The sequence below is a fragment of the Comamonas sp. genome (genome assembly GCF_009360615.1).
Classification (GTDB): domain Bacteria; phylum Pseudomonadota; class Gammaproteobacteria; order Burkholderiales; family Burkholderiaceae_C; genus Comamonas.
Window position 1 is genome coordinate 66,735 of record NZ_SPEY01000023.1, and the last position, 19,626, is coordinate 86,360.

Genomic DNA, 19,626 nt, shown 5'->3' on the forward strand with positions numbered 1-19,626 from the left:
CAGACGATGGATTCGGTCTGCTTCATTTACACAATGAATGCACACTTTCTTGGTAAGGGAGACATATGGGTTTGCAAGGAAAAGCGGCGCTGGTTGGCGTCGCGCAGTACAGGCCGCAGAAGTACGCAACGGCACCGCGCATGTTCCATCTGGAGCAGGTGGCCGACCTGGCGCTGCAGGCTCTGGAGGACGCCGGCATGGAGCTGTCCGAGGTGGACGGCCTCATCACCAGCGCCCCGCACTTTCATGAAGCCAGCTGCTTTGTGCCGGCCATGGCCGGCGAGTACCTGGGCGTGCGCCTGAACTTTGCCGAAGTGGTCGATCTGGGAGGGGCCAGCTCCGTGGCCATGGTCTGGCGCGCGGCCGCTGCGATCGAGCTGGGGCTGTGCAATACCGTGGTCTGTGTGCTGCCGGCGCGCATGGCGCCGATCTCCGAGCATGATGACCACATCAAGGAAGTCATGAAGGCCAGCCGCTTCGGTGGCCACAGCACCCGTTTTGGCGCACCGGAGGCCGAGATGGATCTGCCCTATGGTCATATGGCGCAGAACACCGGCTATGCCATGATTGCCCAGCGCTACGGCGCGATCCATGGCTATGATGCGGCCGCTTTGGCGCGCATCTGCGTGGACCAGCGCTTCAATGCGTGCCACAACCCCGATGCCATGTTCTATGGTCAGCCCATCACCGTGGACGACGTGCTGAACTCGCGCATGGTGGCGGACCCTCTGCACGTGCTGGAAATCGTCCTGCCGGCTGCGGGCGGCGGTGCCATGATCGTCACCCGCGCCGACCGCGCCAGGACCACCAGACACCGTCCCGTCAGCATCGTCGGCTGCGGCGAACATGTGAGCAGCAAGTCCCCCACCTATATGGCCGACATGCTCCAGACCCCCATCGGACCGGCCTCAGCCAAGGCGTTCGAAATGGCGGGCATGCGCCCTGGCGACATGCATATGGCGCAAATCTATGACTGCTACACGATTACCGTGATGCTGACGCTGGAAGACGCGGGATTTTGTGCAAAGGGCAAGGGCATGGACTTTCTGCGCGACAACGACTTCACCTTCAAGGGCAACTTCCCCATGAACACCCATGGAGGCCAGTTGAGCTTCGGCCAGTCCGGCACGGCGGGCGGCATGTCCCAGGTGATCGAAGCAGTGCACCAGATCCAGGGGCGAGCAGGCGACAGGCAACTGCCTCGCCACGATCTGGCCTATGTGTCCGGCACCGGTGGCGTGATGAGCGAGCAGGGCGCGTTGATCCTGCGGGGAGCATAAGAACATGGCTTGGAACAAACCTCTGCCTCATCCCACGGAAATTTCTGCGCCGTACTGGGAAGGTCTCAAGGCCCACGAAGTGCGCATTCAGCAATGCGATCGTGGACATTCGCTGTTTTTTCCACGGACCCATTGCCCCACTTGCGGATCGCGTTCCCTGAAGTGGCGCAAAGTGTCTGGCGAGGGCACGCTCTACAGCTTCACCATCGCGCGCATTCCCACCATGCCCGAATTCACGGACGAGATGCCCCAGGCCCTGGCCGTGGTCGAACTCCGTGAAGGCGTGCGCATCAACACCACCATGGTCGGTGTGGATCCCGAGGCGCTGAAAGTGGGCATGGAGGTGCGCCCCGTGTTTGACGAGCGCCCCGGCGAGGTCACCTTGCTGCGCTTTACCGCCCATGCGGGCAGCCAGCCGGCCGTCATCAAGGTCGACGCCGAGGCCCAGGTTGCCGTGGTGGAGCAGGCTGCCGCAGCCAAGCGCAAGGTTTCCGTCAAGGACATCGAGGCCATGAAGTCACTGGTGTCCGAGGAGTACAGCGCCTGGTCCAACGAGTTCATCGTGAGCCAGGAAGTCATCAACGAGTTTGCCAGGCTCTCGGGCGATGACTACTGGATTCACACCGATCCCGTGCAGGCGCGTGAGAAAAGCCCGTTCGGCACCACCATTGCCCATGGCGCGCTGGTGCAGGTGCTGGCAAGCCAGCTCCGGATTCCGCTGGACTATGAAGTGGTGGATTTCAACAACATGGTCAACTATGGATCGGATCGCCTGCGTTTTCCCACCCCCGTGCCCTCCGGCTGCAAGATCCGTGCGCGTGCCCGCATCAAGGCGGTGGAGCAGGTCAGGAGCGGAGTGCAGGCCACGATGGAGCTCCATATCCACGTGGTCGGCCAGGATCGTCCCGCTGTCATCAACGACCTGGTGATTCTCTACATGTGATCGCCGATCCCCGCCCGGTGAGGGTGGGGCACTGTCTTCAAGGGTTGGGGCTTTGCGCAGGCAAAGCCCTTTTTTTCGGCCATCCGCAGTGGGTTCCCACGCTGCAGTGTGAGTGAATCTGTCCAGCGGGCCGTGCCTGCCTGAAAAGCGCGGATGGCCCTCGAATGGCTGGAATTCTGCGTGCCAGGATCCGAAGCCATGCGGCGGAGGCACCGAAGTGTCGCTCTGGGGTTGCTACCTAAGTAAATACCTGCTCATCAAAATGGACGATGTGGCGTTCTCCGTGCCGGCCATACTGCGAGCCAGAAAGGCCATAGAGCCTGCAAAGGAGACAAGCATGAAAACCTCTTTTCGCTGGATGAATGCACTTCGCGCAGCGTCACTGGCGGCTCTGGCGCTGGCGCTATACCTGCCCGCGATGAATCTGCCTCAGGCGGCCGCCGTGGCAGCACAGGCAGACACTGCCCCCAGGCTGCCGGCCGGCATCGTGCTGGCCAGTGCCAAAACCTCCTGGAACACCGTGTTCGCCTCGGGCTATTGAGCTCTGGTCCGGCCAGGCTGGCCGATCTGGCGCGGGCACCGCACGGGCGCGCCGTCGGCGCGGCAATGGATGGCTCATGGCGGACCGGGCTGGCGTGCCGGACTTCTGCGGCTGTCGCGATGAGACCCCTGATGGGCCGATGGCGTAAAAAAAGGGTCCACGACCGCCCCAGGCAGCCGCCGAACCCACGACACAGCGACAAAGAGAATCTGAAGTCAGACGTGTTCGGCTGCCGCAGCCGCCTGATGCGCGGGCTTCTGGCGCTCGCGCACCATGGTCAGTGCCGTGTCCTCGATCATGTCTTCCTGGCCGCCCACCATGCCGCGGCGACCCAGCTCCAGCAGCAGCTCGCGTGCGGGAATGCCGTACTTGGCCTCGGCACGCTTGGCGAACAGCAGGAAGCTGCCGTAGACGCCCGCATAGCCGAGGGTCAGCGCGTCGCGGTCGATACGGATGGGGAAATCCATCAATGGCACGACCAGGTCTTCGGCCACATCCTGGATGCTGAATACGTCCACGCCCGTTTCGATGCCCATGCGTGCGCACACGGCCACCAGCACTTCCATCGGCGTGTTGCCCGCCCCCGCTCCCAGACCGGCCGCTGCCGCATCGATGCGGTTGGCACCGACCTCCACTGCAGCCAGCGAGTTGGCGATGCCCATGGCCAGGTTGTGGTGGCCATGGAAACCCAGTTCGGTCTCGGGCCTGAGGGCCTGGCGCACGGCGGACAGGCGCTCTTTCACGTCGTCCGGCAGCATGTAGCCGGCAGAGTCGGTGATGTAGATGCAGTTGGCACCATAGTCTTCCATGAGTTTGGCCTGCTTGACCAGGCCCGAGGCCGAGTTCATGTGCGCCATCATGAGAAAGCCCACGGTGTCCATCCCCATCTTGCGGGCCATGGCGATGTGTTGCTCGGAGACGTCGGCCTCGGTGCAATGCGTGGCCACGCGGAGGGTGGAGACGCCCAGTTCGTGGGCCATCTTCAGGTGATCGACAGTACCGATGCCGGGCAGCAGCAGCGCCGAGACCCTGGCCTGCTTCATCAGTGGAATGACGGTGGACAGGTATTCCTCGTCCGTGTGCGCAGGAAAGCCGTAGTTGACCGAGCTGCCGCCCAGGCCGTCGCCATGGGTCACTTCAATCAGGGGCACGCCGGCGGCGTCCAGGCCGCAGGCCACGGACTTCATCTGCTCCAGCGTCATCTGGTGGCGCTTGGGGTGCATGCCGTCACGCAGCGTCATGTCGTGGACGGTGATCTTCTTGCCTTTGAGGGACATGTTCTTCTCCTAAGTTCAGGCGGCAACGGCAGCTTCGGCCAGCTCGAAGCGGCCGGCAAGGATTTCTTCGGCAAACATCTCGGCCGTGCGGGCCGCGGCGGCGGTCATGATGTCCAGGTTGCCCGCGTACCTGGGCAGGTAGTCGCCCAGGCCTTCGACCTCCATATAGATGGAGACGCGGTTGCCGTCGATCACGGGACCGTTGACCAGCTTGTAGCCGGGCACGTATTTCTGGACTTCCTGGATCATGTCCCGAACCGAGGCTTCGATCTCGGCCGGCTTGGGGGCGTCCACCGTGAGGCAGTGGATGGTGTCGCGCATGATCAGCGGCGGCTCGGCGGGGTTGATGACGATGATGGCCTTGCCCTTTTGCGCGCCGCCGATCTGCTCCACGGCACCCGAGGTGGTACGGGTGAATTCGTCGATGTTCTTGCGTGTGCCGGGGCCGACAGAGCGGCTTGACACCGTGGCCACGATCTCGCCATAGCGCACGGCCTGCACGCGCGAAACCGCTGCCACCATGGGAATGGTGGCCTGGCCGCCGCAGGTGACCATGTTCACATTCATGGCTTTTTCTGCGACCTTCTCGGCCAGGTTCACGCTGGGCACGCAGTAGGGGCCGATCGCTGCGGGCGTGAGGTCGATCATCAGCACGCCCAGCGCGTTGAGTTTGCGGCTGTTTTCGGCGTGGACATAGGCGCTGGTGGCGTCGAAGGCGATCTGTATGCCGTCTTGCTTGACGAAGGGCAGCAGGCCGTCCACCCCTTCGGCCGTGGTCTTGATGCCCATCTCGCGGGCACGCTTGAGACCGTCGGACTCAGGGTCGATGCCGACCATCCACACTGGCTCCAGCAGGGGCGATCGCTGCAGTTTCATGAGCAGGTCGGTACCGATATTGCCGGGGCCGATCAGCGCACACTTGATTTTCTTTTGCGTCATGGGGTCTTACTCCGTGAATTGAATGGAACAGCTGCCCATGCCGGCAATGACCATCTCGAAGTGGTCGCCGGCAGCGGCAGGCACCAGCGGGGCCAGCGATCCCGAGAGAATGAGCTCGCCGGCCTTGAAGGGAATGCCGAATGCGCCCAGGGTGTTGGCCAGCCAGGCCACGGCCTCGGCCGGGTGGCCCTGTACGGCGCTGCCGAGACCAGCTCCCGCAGGCTGGCCGTTCCTGTGCATCTGCATGGCCGCCTCGGCCAGATCCAGCGAAGCGGGATCGGTGTGCAGCCTGCCGATCACGAAGACACCGCAGGATGCGTTGTCGGCCACGGTGTCCTGGATCTTGATCTTCCAGTCCTGGATGCGTGAATCGACGATCTCGAAGCAGGGAGCCACCCACGCGGTGGCGTCCAGCACGTCTTCCTTGCTCACCCCCGGGCCTTGCAGATCCTTCTTGAGCATGAAGGCGATTTCGCCTTCGGCACGAGGCTGGATCAGGCCGGCCGCCTTGATCGAGACGGTTGCGCCGTCCTCGTATTCCATGCGGTCGGTCAGAAAGCCGAAGTCGGGCTGGTGCACGTTCAGCATGTCCTGCACGGGCTTGGAGGTCACGCCGATCTTCTTGCCGATCACGCGCTCGCCCGCCGCTTCGCGCAGGCGCAGCATGTGCAGGGAGATGTGATAGGCGTCTTCGACCGTCATCGCGGGGTGGCTGTCGGTCAGCGGTGCGAGCGTCCTGGCGCTGCGCAGTGCCTCATACAGGCGCCGGCCTTGCGCTTCGATGAAATGCTTGTCATGCATGAGTCGTCAGCCGTTCTTCATGAAATCGATGCAGGTGCGGTTGAACATCTCGCGATGCTCGACCTGTACCCAGTGGCCGCACTGGTTGACCAGCACGACGCGGCAGTGCGGGATGCCCTTGGCCAGCTTGTCGGCACCGCCCACGGGGTTGAAGGCATCCTGCATGCCCCAGAAGGCCAGCACGTTGCACCTGAGATCGGGCAGCCGCCCGGTCATATCGGGGATGTAGAGCCGCTGGCGCGAGGCCTCGGTCTGGGTCAGCGCGATCGGGGCGCGTTCGTTGATGATCTCGTCGGTCAGCAGCGACTGGTCCACCACCTGCATGCTCATGACGGCGCGCATGGCTTCAGGGCCGGTCTTGCCGGACTTGTAGATATTGAACATATTGGCAATGCCGGGCATGGCCATATAGGTTTCGAACTCTTCCACGCCGCCGGGTGCCATGAGGATCAGGCTCCTGACGTCCTCGGGGTACTTGAGTGCATAGCCCAGCGCCACGGCGCCGCCCAGCGAGTTGCCCAGCAGGGTGATGTTCCTCAGGTCCAGTTGGTCCACCAGGCCTTTGATGCCGGCGATGAAAAAATCCATGTCGTACTGCCTGGGCTCTTCGGTCTTGGACGAGAGGCCGTATCCGAGCAGATCCGGAACGATGGCGCGAAAGCCGGCCGCCGCAAATTCGGGATAGTTGCCCTTGAAGTTGCTGTAGCCGCTGGCACCAGCGCCGGCGCCGTGCAGGAAGATGACGGGATCACCCGAGCCTTGCTCGTGGTAGTGCACGCGCTGGGCATGGCCGGCCACGTTGCCGATGTCCACATACTTGCCTTCTGGGATGGAAAAAGTGCTCATCTATGTTCTGGATGCTTGGAGTGGATAGGCGAAGGCTGTCTCCTGCCTTCGGGTGAGAAATCGGGGAGCGCAGCGCCTCAAGCCTTGGCTCGCCAGAGCTTGGGCAGGCCAGGGTCGGTGGCGGCAATGGCTTTCTTGAGCAGGTTGCGCAAGGTGGCGGCTTCCATCTCGCCCAGGCTTTCGACGAGGCCGGTCTCGACGGCCTTGGCTGCGGCCAGTACGTGCAGGATGGCTTCGTTGCCCTGTGGTGTGAGCTGCAGGGACTGCTGCCGCTCGCGGCTCTCCTCCACCCAGCCCTTGGCAATCAGTGACTGCAGAGCGACTGCGCCGATGTCGGTGCCGGTGTAGGCCATGTGAGAGGCAATCTCGGCAGGGGACTGGGGCTGCTGGATGCTCAGCAGCGAGAGCACGTAGAAATCGGCGTCGGTCATGCCGTAGGCCGCCATGGGTCTGCGCAGTCCGCTCAGGAACTGGAAGTGCGCGCGCCCCATCAGGTAGCCGATCAGGTTTTCGGAATAGGCCGTATCACAGTCGGCAGAGGGGTCGCTGGCCACGGGGCCAGCCTTGCGCGAGGCCATGGCGTAGCCGCCGGTCACATAGAGCAGAGGAGGGTGCGGGCTGGCGTCGTAGTCGGTCACCTCGCCCACGAAGATGATGTGGTCGCCACCGTCGTACTGAAATGCGGTCTTGCACCTGAAGCGTGCGCTGCAGTCCTGCAGCAGCGGGGCATGGTCGGACTCGGAGTCCAGGGGCAGGCCCGAGAACTTGTCCTCGCCGACACGGGCAAAGCGGTTGGACAGCGCTTCTTGCTCGTTGGAGAGGATGTGCACGTTCCAGGTGCTGGCGCTCTGGAACACGGGCAGGCTGCGCGCGTTCTTGGCCAGGCTCCACAGCACCATGGGCGGGTCCAGCGAAACGGAGTTGAAGCTGTTGGCGGTGATTCCTACAGGCTCGCCATTCCCGGCACGGGTGGTGACGATGGTGACCCCGGTGCCGAACATGCCCAGGGCGCGGCGAAAGTCTCTCGGGTCGAAGGTTGCTGCAGTACTTTGCATGAGGTGAATGTCTCCTTGCTGCGAGAGTGCTGCGAACGGCGTTTCGACGAATCCTTCACTTGGACTAGCAGGGGAAAACCGGGCTCGGTACTTGTCCCAGGCCTGGTGATTCCGGGGCGCCGGATCCGGCTCTGAGAAGCGCCGGAAACGCCTGCTGCGTCGTTAGTCTGATCGGACGATGAACGGAAAATAGCGCGGTGCGAGCATTTCTGTCATAGGCGAGAAGCCTTGCCCACCACACCACAAGCCGTCCGGTGGAGCGGCAACCGGAGACCTGAATGAACACCATGACAGACAACTACCTCACCCCCGATGCGCTGGCCGTGATCGAGCGTGCCAAGGCTCTGGCGCCCAGGCTGGCGGCCCGCGCCCAGCAGGCGGATCGCGAAGGCAAGATCAGCGACGAGACCGTTCAGGAGATGGCCGAGGCGGGTCTGTTCCGCGTGCTGCAACCCAGGCGCTGGGGTGGCTATGAAATGGACCCCCGCGTTTTCTACAGCGTGCAGATGGAGCTGGCCAAGGGCTGCATGTCCACGGCCTGGATCTATGGCGTGGTCGGCGTTCACCCCTGGCAGCTGGCGCTGTTTCCCGATCAGGCCCAGCAGGACGTATGGGGCCATGACACCGGCGTGCGGATCGCATCGACCTATATGCCCACCGGCAAGGCCGAGCCCGTGGAGGGCGGCTTCAGGTTCAACGGCCGCTGGAGCTTCTCCACCGGCTCCAAGCATTGCGACTGGCTGTTTCTCGGCGGTCTGCTGCCCAAGCGTGATGGAACTCCGGGTCTGGAGCACGTGACCTTCTTGCTGCCCAAGGCAGACTATCGCATCGAGGACAACTGGGATGTGCTCGGCCTGCGTGGCACGGGCAGTCATGACATCGTGGTGGAAGACGCGTTTGTACCCGCACATCGCATCCAGTACACCAACGACCACAGCGATGCGGGTTGCCCCGGCCGCGCACAGAACACCAACTGGCTGTTCCGCATCCCTTTCACCCATGTGTTCCAGCGCGCGGTGTCCACCGCCTGTCTGGGTGCGCTGGAAAGCGCCATCGCTTCGTTCACCGAGCGCGCGACGTCGCATGTGGGCAAGCATGGCAACAAGATGGCCGAGGACGTGAACGCCCAGACGGCCGTGACCGAAGCCACGATTGCGCTGGATCAGCTCAAGGTGGTGCTGTTCCGCAACTATGCCCGCATCGTGGATGCCGCCAAGACCGGCATTCAGCTGACGCTGGAAGAGCGCCTGCTGCAACGGGCCCAGGCATCGTACGTGCCCAAGCTGACGGGCTTTCACGCCAACGAGCTGATGCGCGCCTGCGCCGCCAGCGGAACTTTCAAGAGCAACCCCATCGAGCGCATCTTCCGCGACATCCATCAGGGACGCACGCATATCGCCAACAATACGGACGCCTATGTCCGCGCTTACGGTTCGCACGTGCTGGGCATTGCCAACCAGGAACCTTTCGTCTGACGCCGTTCATGCAGCAGGCTGCCGCGACCGCGCATCGCGGTGGCTGCGGCCAGTGTGCATCAGCGCCAGTCCATGCATAAAACAGATAATTGACGGAGACAAGGTATGGCAGAGCAGGAATACGACCTGATCGTCGTGGGTTCGGGGGCGGGAGCCCTGTTGGGTGCCATTCGGGCCCAGGAGCAGGGTCTCAGGACGCTGTTGGTGGAGAAGACGGAACTGTTTGGCGGTACTTCGGCCCTGTCGGGCGGCGGCATCTGGATTCCTGTCAATTACGACCAGAAGAATGTCGGCATCAAGGATGACCTGGAGACTGCATTCGGCTATTTGAAGCGCTGTGTGCGCGGCATGGCGACGGATGACCGCGTGCTGGCCTATGTGGAAACCGCCAGCAAGATGGCCGAGTACCTGCGCAAGATCGGGATTCCCTACCGTGCCATGGCCAAGTATGCGGATTACTACCCCCACATCGAAGGCTCCAGACCCGGCGGCCGGACCATGGATCCGGTGGATTTCAATGCCGCCAAGCTGGGCCTGGCGGCATTGGAAACCATGCGCCCCGGCCCTCCCGGCAATCAGCTGTTCGGCCGCATGAGCATCAGTGCTTTCGAGGCACATTCCATGCTGTCGCGCGAACTGAAATCGCGCTTCACCATCCTCGGCATCATGCTCAGGTATTTCCTGGACTATCCCTGGCGCAGCAAGACCAGGCGCGATCGCCGAATGACAGGCGGGCAGGCGCTGGTGGCCGGCCTGCTGGCTGCGGCCAACAAGGCCGGTGTCGAGATGTGGCGCAATGCACCGCTCAAGGAGCTGGTGCGGGCGCCAGGGGGCCGTGTGACGGCGGTCATCGTTGAAAAGGACGGTCAGCGCCTGCAGATCAAAGCCGGACGTGGCGTCCTGCTGGGTGCCGGTGGCTTTGAGCGCAACCAGGAAATGCGCGACCAGTACCTGAACAAGCCCACCAAGGCCGAGTGGACGGCGACCCCGGCAGGCTGCAATACCGGAGATGCGCACCGGGCCGGACAGGCAGTGGGCGCGCAGTTGGCGCTGATGGACTGGTCCTGGGGCGTGCCCACCATGGATGTTCCCAAGGAACCTGCCTTCCGTGGCATCTTCGTGGAACGCTCGCTGCCGGGATGCATGGTGGTCAACAACCGGGGGCAGCGCTTCCTCAACGAGTCCGGGCCGTATCCCGAATTCCAGCAGGCCATGCTGGCCGAGCATGCCAAGGGCAATGGCGGCGTGCCCGCATGGATCGTGTTCGACGCCAGCTTCCGCGCGCAAAACCCCATGGGCCCGCTGATGCCCGGCTCCGCCGTACCGGACAGCAAGCTGCGCAAGAGCTGGTTGAACAACGTCTACTGGAAGGGCGAGACGCTGGAGGATCTGGCGCGCCAGATCGGCGTGGATGCGGCAGGCCTGAAGGAGAGTGCGCGCCGCATGAGCGAATACGCCAGGGTCGGCAAGGATCCGGACTTCGGCCGTGGCAGCAATGTGTTTGACCGCTACTACGGCGACCCGCGCCTGGTCAACCCCAATCTCGGCCCCATCGAGAAGGGGCCGTTCTATGCCATGCGCCTCTGGCCGGGCGAGATCGGCACCAAGGGCGGGCTGCTGACCGACAGGGATGGCCGTGTGCTCGATACGCAAGGCGAGATCATCGAAGGTCTTTACTGCGTGGGCAACAACTCCGCTTCCGTCATGGGGCCGGCCTACGCCGGCGCGGGCTCCACCCTGGGACCGGCCATGACTTTTGCCTTCCGCGCCGTTGCTCACATGCTGGGCACGCCGCTGCCGCTCGAGAACCCGCATCTGCTGGGCAGGACCGTTTAGGCAGGAGGCATGGAGATGTCCAATTCCAACAAGCTCGTCAGCACCATCAATCCCGTGGGGGCTGCGCTCGATGTGCGCTCGGCCGATGAAATACACTGGTCCGATGCCAGTGACGTGGTGGTCGTCGGCTGGGGCGGCGCAGGGGCCAGTGCCGCCATCGAAGCCCGTGAGCACGGAGCCGAAGTGCTGGTGATTGACCGTTTCAGCGGTGGCGGTGCCAGTGTGCTTTCCGGCGGTGTGGTGTACGCTGGCGGCGGCACCCGATACCAGAAGGAAGCTGGTTTCGAGGATTCGCCAGAGGCCATGGCGGCCTACCTCCGGCACGAGGTCAATGGCGTGGTCAGCGACGAAACACTGGCCCGCTTCAGCCGCGATAGCGTGGACAACCTCAACTGGCTCGAGAAGCAGGGTGCCACATTTGCCTCCACCATGCCGGCGTACAAGACGTCCTATCCGGCCGATGGCATGTACCTGTACTACTCGGGCAACGAAGTGGTGCCGGCCTATGTCAACCCGCAGCTGGCCGGCAAGCCCGCGCCGCGCGGTCATCGCGTGGTCGCCAAGGGACAGTCGGGTGCGACGTTTTTCGCCGCGCTGCAAAAGTCCACGCTGGCGCACGGAGCCCGCACCTTGACGCAGGCCCGCGTCCAGCGCCTGGTGCGCGAGAGGGACAGCGGCCGTGTGCTGGGCGTGGAGGTGATGGTCTTGCCCCAGGGCGATCCGCGTACCGAGCGCCACAAGAAGCTGGACGTGCTGGTGGCCAAGTGGCGCCTGTACCAGGCTCCACGGGCCCAGGCTGGGCGCCGCGAAGCGGCGCAGATCGAAAGCGAGATCGGCGAGAGGCGCTATATCCGCGCTCGCAAGGCGGTGGTGCTGTCCACCGGTGGCTATATCTTCAATTCGGAGCTGCTGGATCGGCACGCACCGGCGTACAAGCCTGGCTGGCTGACCGGTGCGGCGGGCTGTGACGGCTCGGGTCTGCGCCTCGGGCTCTCCGTGGGAGGGGTGGCTCAGGATCTGAACAATATCTCGGCCTGGCGTTTCATCACGCCGCCATCGGTCTGGCCCAAGGGGCTGGTGGTCAACACCCGAGGCGAGCGGTTTTGCAACGAGCAGGTCTACGGTGCCAAGCTCGGCTACGAGATGATGGAAAAGCAGGGTGGCAAGGCCTGGCTCATCATTGATGGCAAGCTTCGCAGGCAGGCAGCCTGGCAGTGCCTGTTCGGAGGCCTGTGGGCCTTTCAGTCCATGCCCGCTTTGGCGCTGATGTACAAGGTCGCGATCAAGGGCCGATCGGTCGCCGATCTGGCCGGCAAGCTCCATATGGATGCAGCAGTCCTGCAGCGCCAGTTCGACAGCGCCAATGCCGCTGCACGCGGCGAGATCGACGACCCGATGGGCAAGTCCCCTGACATGCGCCACGAGTTCAAGGCCGGTTCGCTGTTTGCCATCGATATCTCCATCCACCAGAAGATGTTTCCGCTGGCCGTGCTGAGCCTGGGAGGTCTCAAGGTCAATGAGGCCAGCGGTGCGGTGATCGATGGCGCTGGGCGCGACATTCCCGGACTGTATGCCGCAGGGCGCACCGCCATTGGCGTGGCCTCCTCGCGCTATGTGAGCGGCCTGTCCCTGGCCGACTGCGTGTTCTCGGGCCGCCGTGCCGGCAAGGCGGCGGCGCTTGACGCGGACGAGCCCCTGGCCGGGCAGGCGGTGCAAGAGCCGGCACCCGCCGTGGAAAGCGTCAGTTCCTGACCCCTTGGATGGGGCTCTTGCATCGGGACTCCGCCGCAAGATGGCACAGAGAGAGTGAGTAAGGGGTAAGAAGAAATGAGCAGTGAAGCCATGACAACCGCACCGCGCTATCACCCGCTGCGCGTGCGCGCAGTGATTGACGAGACACACGATACCAAGTCCATCGTCTTTGAAGTTCCGGGGGAGCTGGCCGAGCAGTTCAGCTATCGGCCTGGCCAGTTTCTGACATTGCGTCTGCCCATCGAGGGGCGATACGTGCCTCGCTGCTATTCCATGTCCAGCGCGCCGGCGATTGACGATGCCTTGCGCGTGACCGTCAAGCGTGTGGAAAAGGGGCGGGGCTCCAACTGGGTGTGTGACCGGGTTCGGGTCGGAGACTCCATCGAGCTGATGCCTCCCTCGGGCCTTTTCTCGCCGCGCAACCTGTCGCAGAACTTCCTGCTGCTGGCCGGTGGCAGCGGTATCACGCCGGTGTTCTCCATTCTGCGCAGCGTGCTCAAGCAGCATCAGGGCAGCGTGGTGCTGTTCTATGCCAACCGCGACGAGCGCTCGGTCATCTTCAGGAAGGATCTTCAGCAGCTTGCGGCCGAGTACCCGGATCGCCTGCAGGTCATTCACTGGCTGGACTCGGTGCAAGGTGCGCCCTCCCGGAAGCAGCTAGCGGCCTGGGCCACACCCTGGGTGGCCGATGCGGGCCAGGCGTTCATCTGCGGCCCGGGCCCCTTCATGGATGCCGCGCAGGCCGCATTGATCGACGCCGGGATGCCTGCCGATCAGGTGCATGTGGAGCGCTTTGTCTCGCTGCCCGACGAAGAGACCCTGCAGCAGCTTCAGGCGGCGGCAACTCCTGTGGAGGCCGCAGTCGGGGAAGCCGTGGTGAAGCTGCGCCTGGATGGAGAGGAGTACGAATTCCGCTGCAGGGGGACGGAGACCATTCTCGAGGCCGGATTGCGCGCCGGCATCAACGTACCGTACTCCTGCCAGGCCGGCATGTGCGCGTCCTGCATGTGCCAGGTGCAGGAAGGCAGCGTACAGCTGCGGCACAACGAAGTGCTGGATGCCAAGGACCTGTCCAAGAAATGGACGCTGGCCTGTCAGTCGGTGCCCACCAGTGAAACGCTGAGCGTCAGATTTCCGGAGTAATTTATGTCGAAACCCAACCAGAATGCGATGCCAGAGTCCTCGCTGACCTTGCCGGGCATGCTGGCCGATGTGGTCAGCCGCTTTGCCGATCGCGCGGCGATTGTCGAGCACGGCAAGTCCATCAGCTACGCCGAGCTTCAGCAGCTGAGCCGTCAGGCCGCACGGGCCCTGATGAGCCTTGGCGTGCAGGCCGGCGACCGTGTGGCGCTGTGGGCGCCGAATCTCGGCGAGTGGATCGTTGCCGCCTGCGGCGTGCATGCCGCAGGTGGCGTGCTGGTGCCCCTGAACACCCGCATGAAAGGTGCCGAGGCCGCGGATATCCTGGAGCGCAGCCGCGCCAGGGTGCTGGTATGCGTGGGGGACTTCCTGGGCAACTACTACCCCGAGCTGCTGCAGGGCCTGCGTCCTTCCACCCTGGAGCAGGTGGTGGTGCTTGGCGACAAGGTGCTGCCCAGCGCAGACATGAGCTGGGCGCAGTTCATGGCCAGGGCCGAGGGCACGACCGTCCGGGCCCAGCAGGAGCGCGAAGCCCGGATCAGGCCGGACGACACGGCCGATCTGATGTTCACCTCCGGCACCACGGGGCGTCCCAAGGGGGTGATGTGCGCTCACCGCCCGACGATTCTGGCGTTCAAGGCCTGGTCGCAGGTGGTCGGTCTGAGCGAAGGCAGCCGCTACCTGATCGTCAATCCGTTCTTTCATACCTTTGGCTACAAGGCCGGCTGGGTGGCGGCCTTGCTGCAGGGCTCTACCGTCTATCCCGAGCAGGTGTTCGATGCCCAGGCCATCCTGCAGCGCATCCAGAGCGACCGCATCAGCTTCCTGCCCGGACCGCCGACATTGTTCCTGTCCATGCTGGCGCATCCCGGTCTCAGGGATTTCGACCTGAGCTCGCTGAAGTCCTCGGTGACCGGCGCGTCCACCGTACCGCCCATTCTCATCAGGCGCATGCGCGAGGAACTGGGCATCCAGAATGTCACGACCGCCTACGGCCTGACAGAGTGCGGCGGTTGCGCCACGCTGTGCGAGCCCACCGACAATGTGGAAACCGTGGCCCATACCTGCGGCAAGGCCCTGCCCGGGACCGAGGTGCGCTGCGTCAACGAACAGGGGCAGCCCGTGGCCCCCGGCGAGGCGGGCGAGGTGTTGCTGCGCGGCTATCACATCATGCAGGGCTACTTCGAGGACGAGCAGGCGACGGCCGAGACCATCGATGCCGATGGCTGGCTGCATACCGGCGATGTAGGCGTGCTTGACGAGCGCGGTTATCTGCGCATCACCGATCGCCTCAAAGACATGTTCATCGTGGGCGGATTCAATTGCTACCCGGCCGAGATCGAACGCATGCTCTCCAACCACCCCGAGGTGGCGCAGGTCGCCGTGGTCGGCGTGGCCGACGAGCGCATGGGCGAGGTCGGCTGTGCCTGCGTGGTGACACGCCATGGCATCACGCTGGACAAGGAGGCCTTCACCGCCTGGTGCCGCGCGAATATGGCGAACTACAAGGTGCCGCGCTTTGTGTTGCAGATGGACGGTCTGCCCGTCAATGCCTCCAACAAGGTGCAAAAGCGCGATCTGCTGCAGATCGTCAAGAGCAGGCTCGCAGCTGCTTCACAGCCGGTCTGAGCCAGTGCATCCCCAAAAGCCGCGTGCTTTTCGCAAAGCGACTGAAAATCGTGGCTATAATTCAAGGCTGCTCTGTAAGGCGAACGGCTTTTCAGAAATGCGGGAATAGCTCAGTTGGTAGAGCGATACCTTGCCAAGGTATAGGTCGACGGTTCGAACCCGTTTTCCCGCTCCAGATTTTGAAAAGGGAAGCAAAAGCTTCCCTTTTTTATTGCGTTGGTCGCCTGGCTGATGCAATACTTCTCCCTGGTGCCCTGCGCCAGGTGGTGAAGCGGGCCTCGATGGTGAAATTGGTAGACACTGCAGACTTAAAATCTGCCGCTTCTAACGAAGCGTGCCGGTTCGATTCCGGCTCGAGGCACCAGAATTGAAAAGCCTGCTATTTTTTGTGTAGCGGGCTTTTTTATTTGTGGATGGATGGCCGCGGCCGCCCGCAGTCTTGCCGAAGGTGGGAAAATCAAGGGTAGTGATGCTGTAGGGCACTGCGATGTCGGGCTTTGGTCAAGGCACTTGGAAAAGCCCCGGCTTCGATGCAATATGGCTTGCAGTTCTGTCATGCTGGCGGAGCCTGCACTCCCAGAGAGAAAAGATGTCTAGTTACAACGCTGCTTTTGAAATTCATGTCCACGGTCAGGTTCTGCTCCGTGCCGACGTCACGTATGAGCAGCTGCAAGATGCATTGCGTCCCTTGTGGGCCTATGCCGGCGCGCGCTCATTGACGGATGGCGAGGGAAGTCTTTACGAAGAAGAGCCCGGCATCCAGTTCGACGCCAAAGAACATCTGTTGCAGATGTGCTGGACCGTGCGCGGCGATGATGACTTCCGTCAGGCTCTGGACGATATGTGCATGGGCCTGAACGAGCTGGCCGAGCAGGGCTCGCCGATCGAAGTGACCTTCTACGACACCGAGTTCGACGAGGAAGAGGCTCCTGCCGAGGCCCAGAGCCGCGATGACTTCCTGATGCTGTTTGTGGGCCCCAATCCTGCCGCCATCATGCAGGTGCAGCGCGATCTGCTGGTGCAGGACGTCATCAACATGATGGAGCGCCACTTCGACGGTGCCGAGCTTGGTGGTGTGGTACAGGAGATCGACAAGCTGTTCTCGCAGCGTTTCGAGGCCCTGGTCAGCTCGCTGGAGCTGGGCAAGCCGCCGCGTGGCGGATCGGGCGGCTCGGCCTCCGGTCATGGCGGCAATCGCCGTCCTCGCCATCTGCATTGATTCTTCGATCCTTCGCCGTCAAAGCCCTCTGTGCTGCAGTCCCGGGACTGTGACAGAGGGTTTGTCTTTTGCCATGAAGCCCATTCCCACACCCAAGTATTCGGGCGCCGTCACACAGCAGCTTCGCAAGGACAGGGCTGCGCGTGTCGGCATGGGCGAAGCAGGGGCGCCCCCGGCCTTGCCCTATCTCTCGGGCTACGCGCCATCGCTGCAGAACCAGGTGCGCGACTGGCTGCTGGCCGGCAAGGCCGGCGACTGGCTGCTGCGCAAATATCCGCAGGCCCACGCGGTGCGCACGGACAGGGCGCTCTATGACTATGTCGATGCACTCAAGGCCCGGTATCTGCGCAACGCCGGCCAGTTGCACAAAGTGGCCTACGACAGCAGGATTCATGTGGTGCGCAATGCCCTGGGGTTGCACACCAGGCGTGCGATTGCGCATGGCAGCCGGCTCAATGCGCGGCACGAAATTCATGTGGCGGCCATGTTCAAACAGGCGCCCGATGCCTTTCTGCGCATGATCTGTGTGCATGAACTGGCCCACCTCCGCATCATGGACCACGACAAGGCCTTTTATCAGTTATGCGTGCATATGGAGGCTGATTACCACCAGCTGGAGTTCGATGTGCGCTTTTACCTCAGCTATCTGGATCAGGGCGGGCAAGCGCTGTGGGCCTGACAGGGGGTCAGGCGGGGGTTGCCGCAGAACTTTCCGAGCGCACGTTCACGGCCTGACTGCAATGGGCGGGCAGTTGCAGCCAGCGTTGGGCGGCGGCTTGCAACGCACTCAGGCGGCCGGTTGTCATGAGCTGGATCTGCTCGGCCCGTGCCAGCTGTGGCGCGTCCCCGGATTCGGGGGTCAGCAGCTTGCGCTGCTCCAGCATGCGTCGGGTCTGGCGCGCGACGGGAGCGCCGGTGTCCAGGAACTGGATATCGGGTCCCAGCAGAGCGCGCAGGTCATCCTTGACGAACACGTAATGCGTGCAACCCAGCACCAGCGTATCCATCTGTCCGGTTTTATGGCCGAAACTGCCCAGGGCGCTTGTGTATTTTCTGCACAGTGCCCGGATCTCCGTAGCGCTTGCCTGCGCAGGCAACGCTTGTTCGGTGCTTTGCTCGATGGCCCTGGCCAGACCATCGCAGGCCTGCAGATGAAACTCGGTGTGCAGGCCATGCTCCGAAACCAGACGGGCCACGCGCTGACTGGAGACGGTACCCCGGGTGGCCATCACGCCCACATGGCGCGTCTGGCTGGAAAAAGAGGCCGGCTTGATGGCGGGTTCCACGCCGATGACAGGCAACTGCGGCATGCGCTCGCGCATCAGCTCCACGGCCGCCGCCGTGGCAGTGTTGCAGGCAATCACCAGAATCTTGATGTCGTGCTGCTGCAACAGATAATGCGCAATGGCCAGGCTGCGCTCCTGTACAAACGCGTCCCCCCTGGCGTCTCCGTAGGGAGCATTGCCGCTGTCGGCCAGATAGACGAACCGCTCGTGAGGCAGCTCATGGCGCAATGCCTGTAGCACGCTGAGGCCACCCACACCGCTATCAAAAATACCGATGGGGGAGTGAGGAGTGGGCATGTTGCAAAGAGGGTGAGTGCAGGCAATGATGCGCCCGCAAGTATGCGCCGATTTGCACTTGTGTGGCGCGTTCAGGGGATTGGGGAGATCACCCGTCGCGGTCGTCGCGGGCTGCGGGCAGGCCGCAGACCGGGCAGAAGGCGTCGTCATGGCCGATCTCGTGACCGCCAGGACAATGGCGGACAGACGTCATGGTGGACGGGTTCGAGCGCGAGAAGAAGATGCAGAACGCCATGCCGTAGAAGAGCATCCAGTGGCCGGAGAAGAGGCGCATGCCGTGCTGCGACTCCGCCATGCCGCTGCCGATGCCCAGGAAGAAGTTGACAATGGCGTATGCAAAGAGTCCATAAGCGCTGTTGCGCATCCAGGCGGGACAGCCTGCGAGCACCTTCCTCCACGAAAAATGAAGGCGGTTGCCATTGTTGATGCGCTGGGCGATCAGCGCCGCAGGCATCCAGACGGCAAAAATCCCGAGACTCATCACGCTGGTGAACAGTCCTAAAGCATCTTGAGGTAAATGCATTTCTATTGCATCGATCTGCCCTGCAAGTGCCGCCAGGTGCGTGATTGCGCTGAGTACAAAACCCATGCCTGAGATCAGCATCAGTGGCAGCAGAAGATATTGCATGGTGAAAGAAAAATAGAAAACGGAGCTGGTAGCGCCTGTTTGATGTGGGTTTCGCCCTAAAAGCAGGCATCTTTTTATTGTGGCACGGCGATCAGTGCTCATCTTTTTGCTGTGGTGTGGTCAGGCGAACGCTCTCCACCCAGCTGCCGAAGTAGCCCTGGCGCAGGGATAGCCGGGCGGGCAAGGGTGTCGATGGCAGGTGCTCGTAGCCCTCTTGGTCCATGCAGAACTCGAAGAACAGGTAATCGACTTCGCGTAGCTTGAGCTGATAGCGGCAGGCGTGACGGCCCGAGCCCCGCTTTTTCTCGGCAAGTGTCTGCATGCTGGCATGGCTCCCCGTTGCTGCCGTGTAGGCCATGGGCAGGGTGGCCGCCAGATTGAACCAGAGCATCAGCGTGACGAAGGCGCTGCAGAACAGGGCCATCAGCCAGCGCCTGGCACGACCGTAGCCGGGCCACGGGCCTGCCGGCTGCCAGTGCCCCATTTCATGCAACTGCCGGAGCCAGATGCCGGCGCCAGCGGTGAGCGCCAGAGCCAGATACAGCGCGGTCTGCTGCCAGTGCACCGTCGGTATGAAGCTGCGCCAGAAGATCGGGGCGAGCGCGCCCGTCATCACCGTCATGAAGATGGTGATCAGCCATTTCTGCGCAGTGGAGGTCCCAGGTGTCCAGAGCCAGTGCAT

General features: G+C 63.1%; 18 protein-coding genes and 2 tRNA genes. 12 read left to right on the forward strand and 8 right to left on the reverse strand.

Annotation, left to right across the window (positions count from 1 at the left end):
- Nucleotides 1-65 precede the first annotated feature (65 nt).
- From E2583_RS07905 to E2583_RS07915, 3 genes are all read left to right on the forward strand, one after another.
- Nucleotides 66-1,280, forward strand: a complete 1,215-nt coding sequence (locus E2583_RS07905; RefSeq protein WP_291594666.1) for a thiolase family protein — start codon at nt 66-68, stop codon at nt 1,278-1,280.
- A 4-nt stretch (nt 1,281-1,284) separates the two neighbouring features.
- Nucleotides 1,285-2,223 carry an OB-fold domain-containing protein gene (locus tag E2583_RS07910; protein WP_291594668.1) on the forward strand — a complete coding sequence of 313 codons (939 nt, stop codon included), beginning with the start codon at nt 1,285-1,287 and terminating at the stop codon, nt 2,221-2,223.
- 337 nt (nt 2,224-2,560) lie between these two features.
- The gene (locus E2583_RS07915; protein ID WP_291594670.1) at nt 2,561-2,764 is read left to right on the forward strand and encodes a hypothetical protein; all 204 of its coding nucleotides are present in this window, start codon (nt 2,561-2,563) and stop codon (nt 2,762-2,764) included.
- 215 nt (nt 2,765-2,979) lie between these two features.
- On the opposite strand, the gene tesG is transcribed toward E2583_RS07915, so the two are convergent.
- The 5 genes from tesG to E2583_RS07940 all read right to left on the reverse strand — a co-directional run bounded on the left by tesG (nt 2,980) and on the right by E2583_RS07940 (nt 7,682).
- On the reverse strand, nt 2,980-4,041 hold the full coding sequence (gene tesG, locus E2583_RS07920) for a 4-hydroxy-2-oxovalerate aldolase TesG (RefSeq protein WP_291594671.1): 1,062 nt from the start codon (nt 4,039-4,041) through the stop codon (nt 2,980-2,982).
- Nucleotides 4,042-4,056: 15 nt separating this feature from the next.
- The gene (gene tesF / locus E2583_RS07925; RefSeq protein ID WP_291594673.1) at nt 4,057-4,980 is read right to left on the reverse strand and encodes an acetaldehyde dehydrogenase TesF; all 924 of its coding nucleotides are present in this window, start codon (nt 4,978-4,980) and stop codon (nt 4,057-4,059) included.
- Nucleotides 4,981-4,986: 6 nt separating this feature from the next.
- Complete coding sequence (locus E2583_RS07930; RefSeq protein ID WP_291594675.1) at nt 4,987-5,781, reverse strand: fumarylacetoacetate hydrolase family protein; 795 nt, start codon at nt 5,779-5,781, stop codon at nt 4,987-4,989.
- A 6-nt stretch (nt 5,782-5,787) separates the two neighbouring features.
- On the reverse strand, nt 5,788-6,627 hold the full coding sequence (locus E2583_RS07935) for an alpha/beta hydrolase (RefSeq protein ID WP_291594677.1): 840 nt from the start codon (nt 6,625-6,627) through the stop codon (nt 5,788-5,790).
- 77 nt (nt 6,628-6,704) lie between these two features.
- Nucleotides 6,705-7,682 (reverse strand): flavin reductase, encoded by a 978-nt coding sequence (locus E2583_RS07940; protein ID WP_291594679.1) that lies wholly within the window; start codon nt 7,680-7,682, stop codon nt 6,705-6,707.
- 287 nt (nt 7,683-7,969) lie between these two features.
- On the opposite strand from E2583_RS07940, the gene E2583_RS07945 reads away from it, so the two are divergent.
- From E2583_RS07945 to E2583_RS07985, 9 genes are all read left to right on the forward strand, one after another.
- Nucleotides 7,970-9,157, forward strand: a complete 1,188-nt coding sequence (locus tag E2583_RS07945; protein WP_291595023.1) for an acyl-CoA dehydrogenase family protein — start codon at nt 7,970-7,972, stop codon at nt 9,155-9,157.
- Between the two features lie 105 nt (nt 9,158-9,262).
- A complete protein-coding gene (locus E2583_RS07950) occupies nt 9,263-10,993 on the forward strand; it encodes an FAD-dependent oxidoreductase (RefSeq protein WP_291594681.1) in 1,731 nt (576 codons plus the stop codon).
- A 15-nt stretch (nt 10,994-11,008) separates the two neighbouring features.
- Entirely contained in the window at nt 11,009-12,745 is a 1,737-nt protein-coding gene (locus E2583_RS07955; RefSeq protein ID WP_291594682.1) for an FAD-binding protein, read from the forward strand.
- A gap of 75 nt (nt 12,746-12,820) precedes the next feature.
- Nucleotides 12,821-13,888, forward strand: coding sequence for a ferredoxin--NADP reductase (locus E2583_RS07960; protein ID WP_291594684.1), 1,068 nt, complete (start codon nt 12,821-12,823; stop codon nt 13,886-13,888).
- A 3-nt stretch (nt 13,889-13,891) separates the two neighbouring features.
- Nucleotides 13,892-15,514: a FadD3 family acyl-CoA ligase gene (locus tag E2583_RS07965; RefSeq protein WP_291594686.1), complete on the forward strand. Its 1,623-nt coding sequence runs from the start codon at nt 13,892-13,894 to the stop codon at nt 15,512-15,514.
- Between the two features lie 99 nt (nt 15,515-15,613).
- Nucleotides 15,614-15,689 (forward strand) — tRNA-Gly (locus E2583_RS07970).
- A 100-nt stretch (nt 15,690-15,789) separates the two neighbouring features.
- Nucleotides 15,790-15,878, forward strand: a tRNA-Leu gene (locus tag E2583_RS07975).
- A gap of 225 nt (nt 15,879-16,103) precedes the next feature.
- Nucleotides 16,104-16,733: a DUF6806 family protein gene (locus E2583_RS07980; RefSeq protein ID WP_003078226.1), complete on the forward strand. Its 630-nt coding sequence runs from the start codon at nt 16,104-16,106 to the stop codon at nt 16,731-16,733.
- 73 nt (nt 16,734-16,806) lie between these two features.
- A complete protein-coding gene (locus E2583_RS07985; RefSeq protein WP_291594691.1) occupies nt 16,807-17,412 on the forward strand; it encodes a YgjP-like metallopeptidase domain-containing protein in 606 nt (201 codons plus the stop codon).
- 7 nt (nt 17,413-17,419) lie between these two features.
- On the opposite strand, the gene murI is transcribed toward E2583_RS07985, so the two are convergent.
- The 3 genes from murI to E2583_RS08000 all read right to left on the reverse strand — a co-directional run bounded on the left by murI (nt 17,420) and on the right by E2583_RS08000 (nt 19,626).
- Nucleotides 17,420-18,316: a glutamate racemase gene (murI, locus tag E2583_RS07990; protein WP_291594693.1), complete on the reverse strand. Its 897-nt coding sequence runs from the start codon at nt 18,314-18,316 to the stop codon at nt 17,420-17,422.
- An 88-nt stretch (nt 18,317-18,404) separates the two neighbouring features.
- Nucleotides 18,405-19,046: a hypothetical protein gene (locus E2583_RS07995; protein WP_291594694.1), complete on the reverse strand. Its 642-nt coding sequence runs from the start codon at nt 19,044-19,046 to the stop codon at nt 18,405-18,407.
- Nucleotides 19,036-19,626 (reverse strand): hypothetical protein, encoded by a 591-nt coding sequence (locus tag E2583_RS08000; protein WP_291594696.1) that lies wholly within the window; start codon nt 19,624-19,626, stop codon nt 19,036-19,038. The genes E2583_RS07995 and E2583_RS08000 overlap by 11 nt, the downstream gene beginning before the upstream one ends.

Excerpts from the sequence above, each read along its gene's own strand:
- E2583_RS07945 (WP_291595023.1), top strand. The coding sequence starts at position 7,970 with ATGACAGACAACTACCTCACCCCCGATGCGCTGGCCGTGATCGAGCGT.
- E2583_RS08000 (WP_291594696.1), bottom strand. The coding sequence starts at position 19,626 with ATGCACTGGCTCTGGACACCTGGGACCTCCACTGCGCAGAAATGGCTG.
- E2583_RS07980 (WP_003078226.1), top strand. The coding sequence starts at position 16,104 with ATGTCTAGTTACAACGCTGCTTTTGAAATTCATGTCCACGGTCAGGTT.
- E2583_RS07965 (WP_291594686.1), top strand. The coding sequence starts at position 13,892 with ATGTCGAAACCCAACCAGAATGCGATGCCAGAGTCCTCGCTGACCTTG.
- tesF (WP_291594673.1), bottom strand. The coding sequence starts at position 4,980 with ATGACGCAAAAGAAAATCAAGTGTGCGCTGATCGGCCCCGGCAATATC.
- E2583_RS07955 (WP_291594682.1), top strand. The coding sequence starts at position 11,009 with ATGTCCAATTCCAACAAGCTCGTCAGCACCATCAATCCCGTGGGGGCT.
- E2583_RS07960 (WP_291594684.1), top strand. The coding sequence starts at position 12,821 with ATGAGCAGTGAAGCCATGACAACCGCACCGCGCTATCACCCGCTGCGC.
- E2583_RS07930 (WP_291594675.1), bottom strand. The coding sequence starts at position 5,781 with ATGCATGACAAGCATTTCATCGAAGCGCAAGGCCGGCGCCTGTATGAG.
- E2583_RS07985 (WP_291594691.1), top strand. The coding sequence starts at position 16,807 with ATGAAGCCCATTCCCACACCCAAGTATTCGGGCGCCGTCACACAGCAG.
- murI (WP_291594693.1), bottom strand. The coding sequence starts at position 18,316 with ATGCCCACTCCTCACTCCCCCATCGGTATTTTTGATAGCGGTGTGGGT.
- tesG (WP_291594671.1), bottom strand. The coding sequence starts at position 4,041 with ATGTCCCTCAAAGGCAAGAAGATCACCGTCCACGACATGACGCTGCGT.
- E2583_RS07940 (WP_291594679.1), bottom strand. The coding sequence starts at position 7,682 with ATGCAAAGTACTGCAGCAACCTTCGACCCGAGAGACTTTCGCCGCGCC.
- E2583_RS07915 (WP_291594670.1), top strand. The coding sequence starts at position 2,561 with ATGAAAACCTCTTTTCGCTGGATGAATGCACTTCGCGCAGCGTCACTG.
- E2583_RS07935 (WP_291594677.1), bottom strand. The coding sequence starts at position 6,627 with ATGAGCACTTTTTCCATCCCAGAAGGCAAGTATGTGGACATCGGCAAC.
- E2583_RS07995 (WP_291594694.1), bottom strand. The coding sequence starts at position 19,046 with ATGAGCACTGATCGCCGTGCCACAATAAAAAGATGCCTGCTTTTAGGG.
- E2583_RS07950 (WP_291594681.1), top strand. The coding sequence starts at position 9,263 with ATGGCAGAGCAGGAATACGACCTGATCGTCGTGGGTTCGGGGGCGGGA.
- E2583_RS07905 (WP_291594666.1), top strand. The coding sequence starts at position 66 with ATGGGTTTGCAAGGAAAAGCGGCGCTGGTTGGCGTCGCGCAGTACAGG.
- E2583_RS07910 (WP_291594668.1), top strand. The coding sequence starts at position 1,285 with ATGGCTTGGAACAAACCTCTGCCTCATCCCACGGAAATTTCTGCGCCG.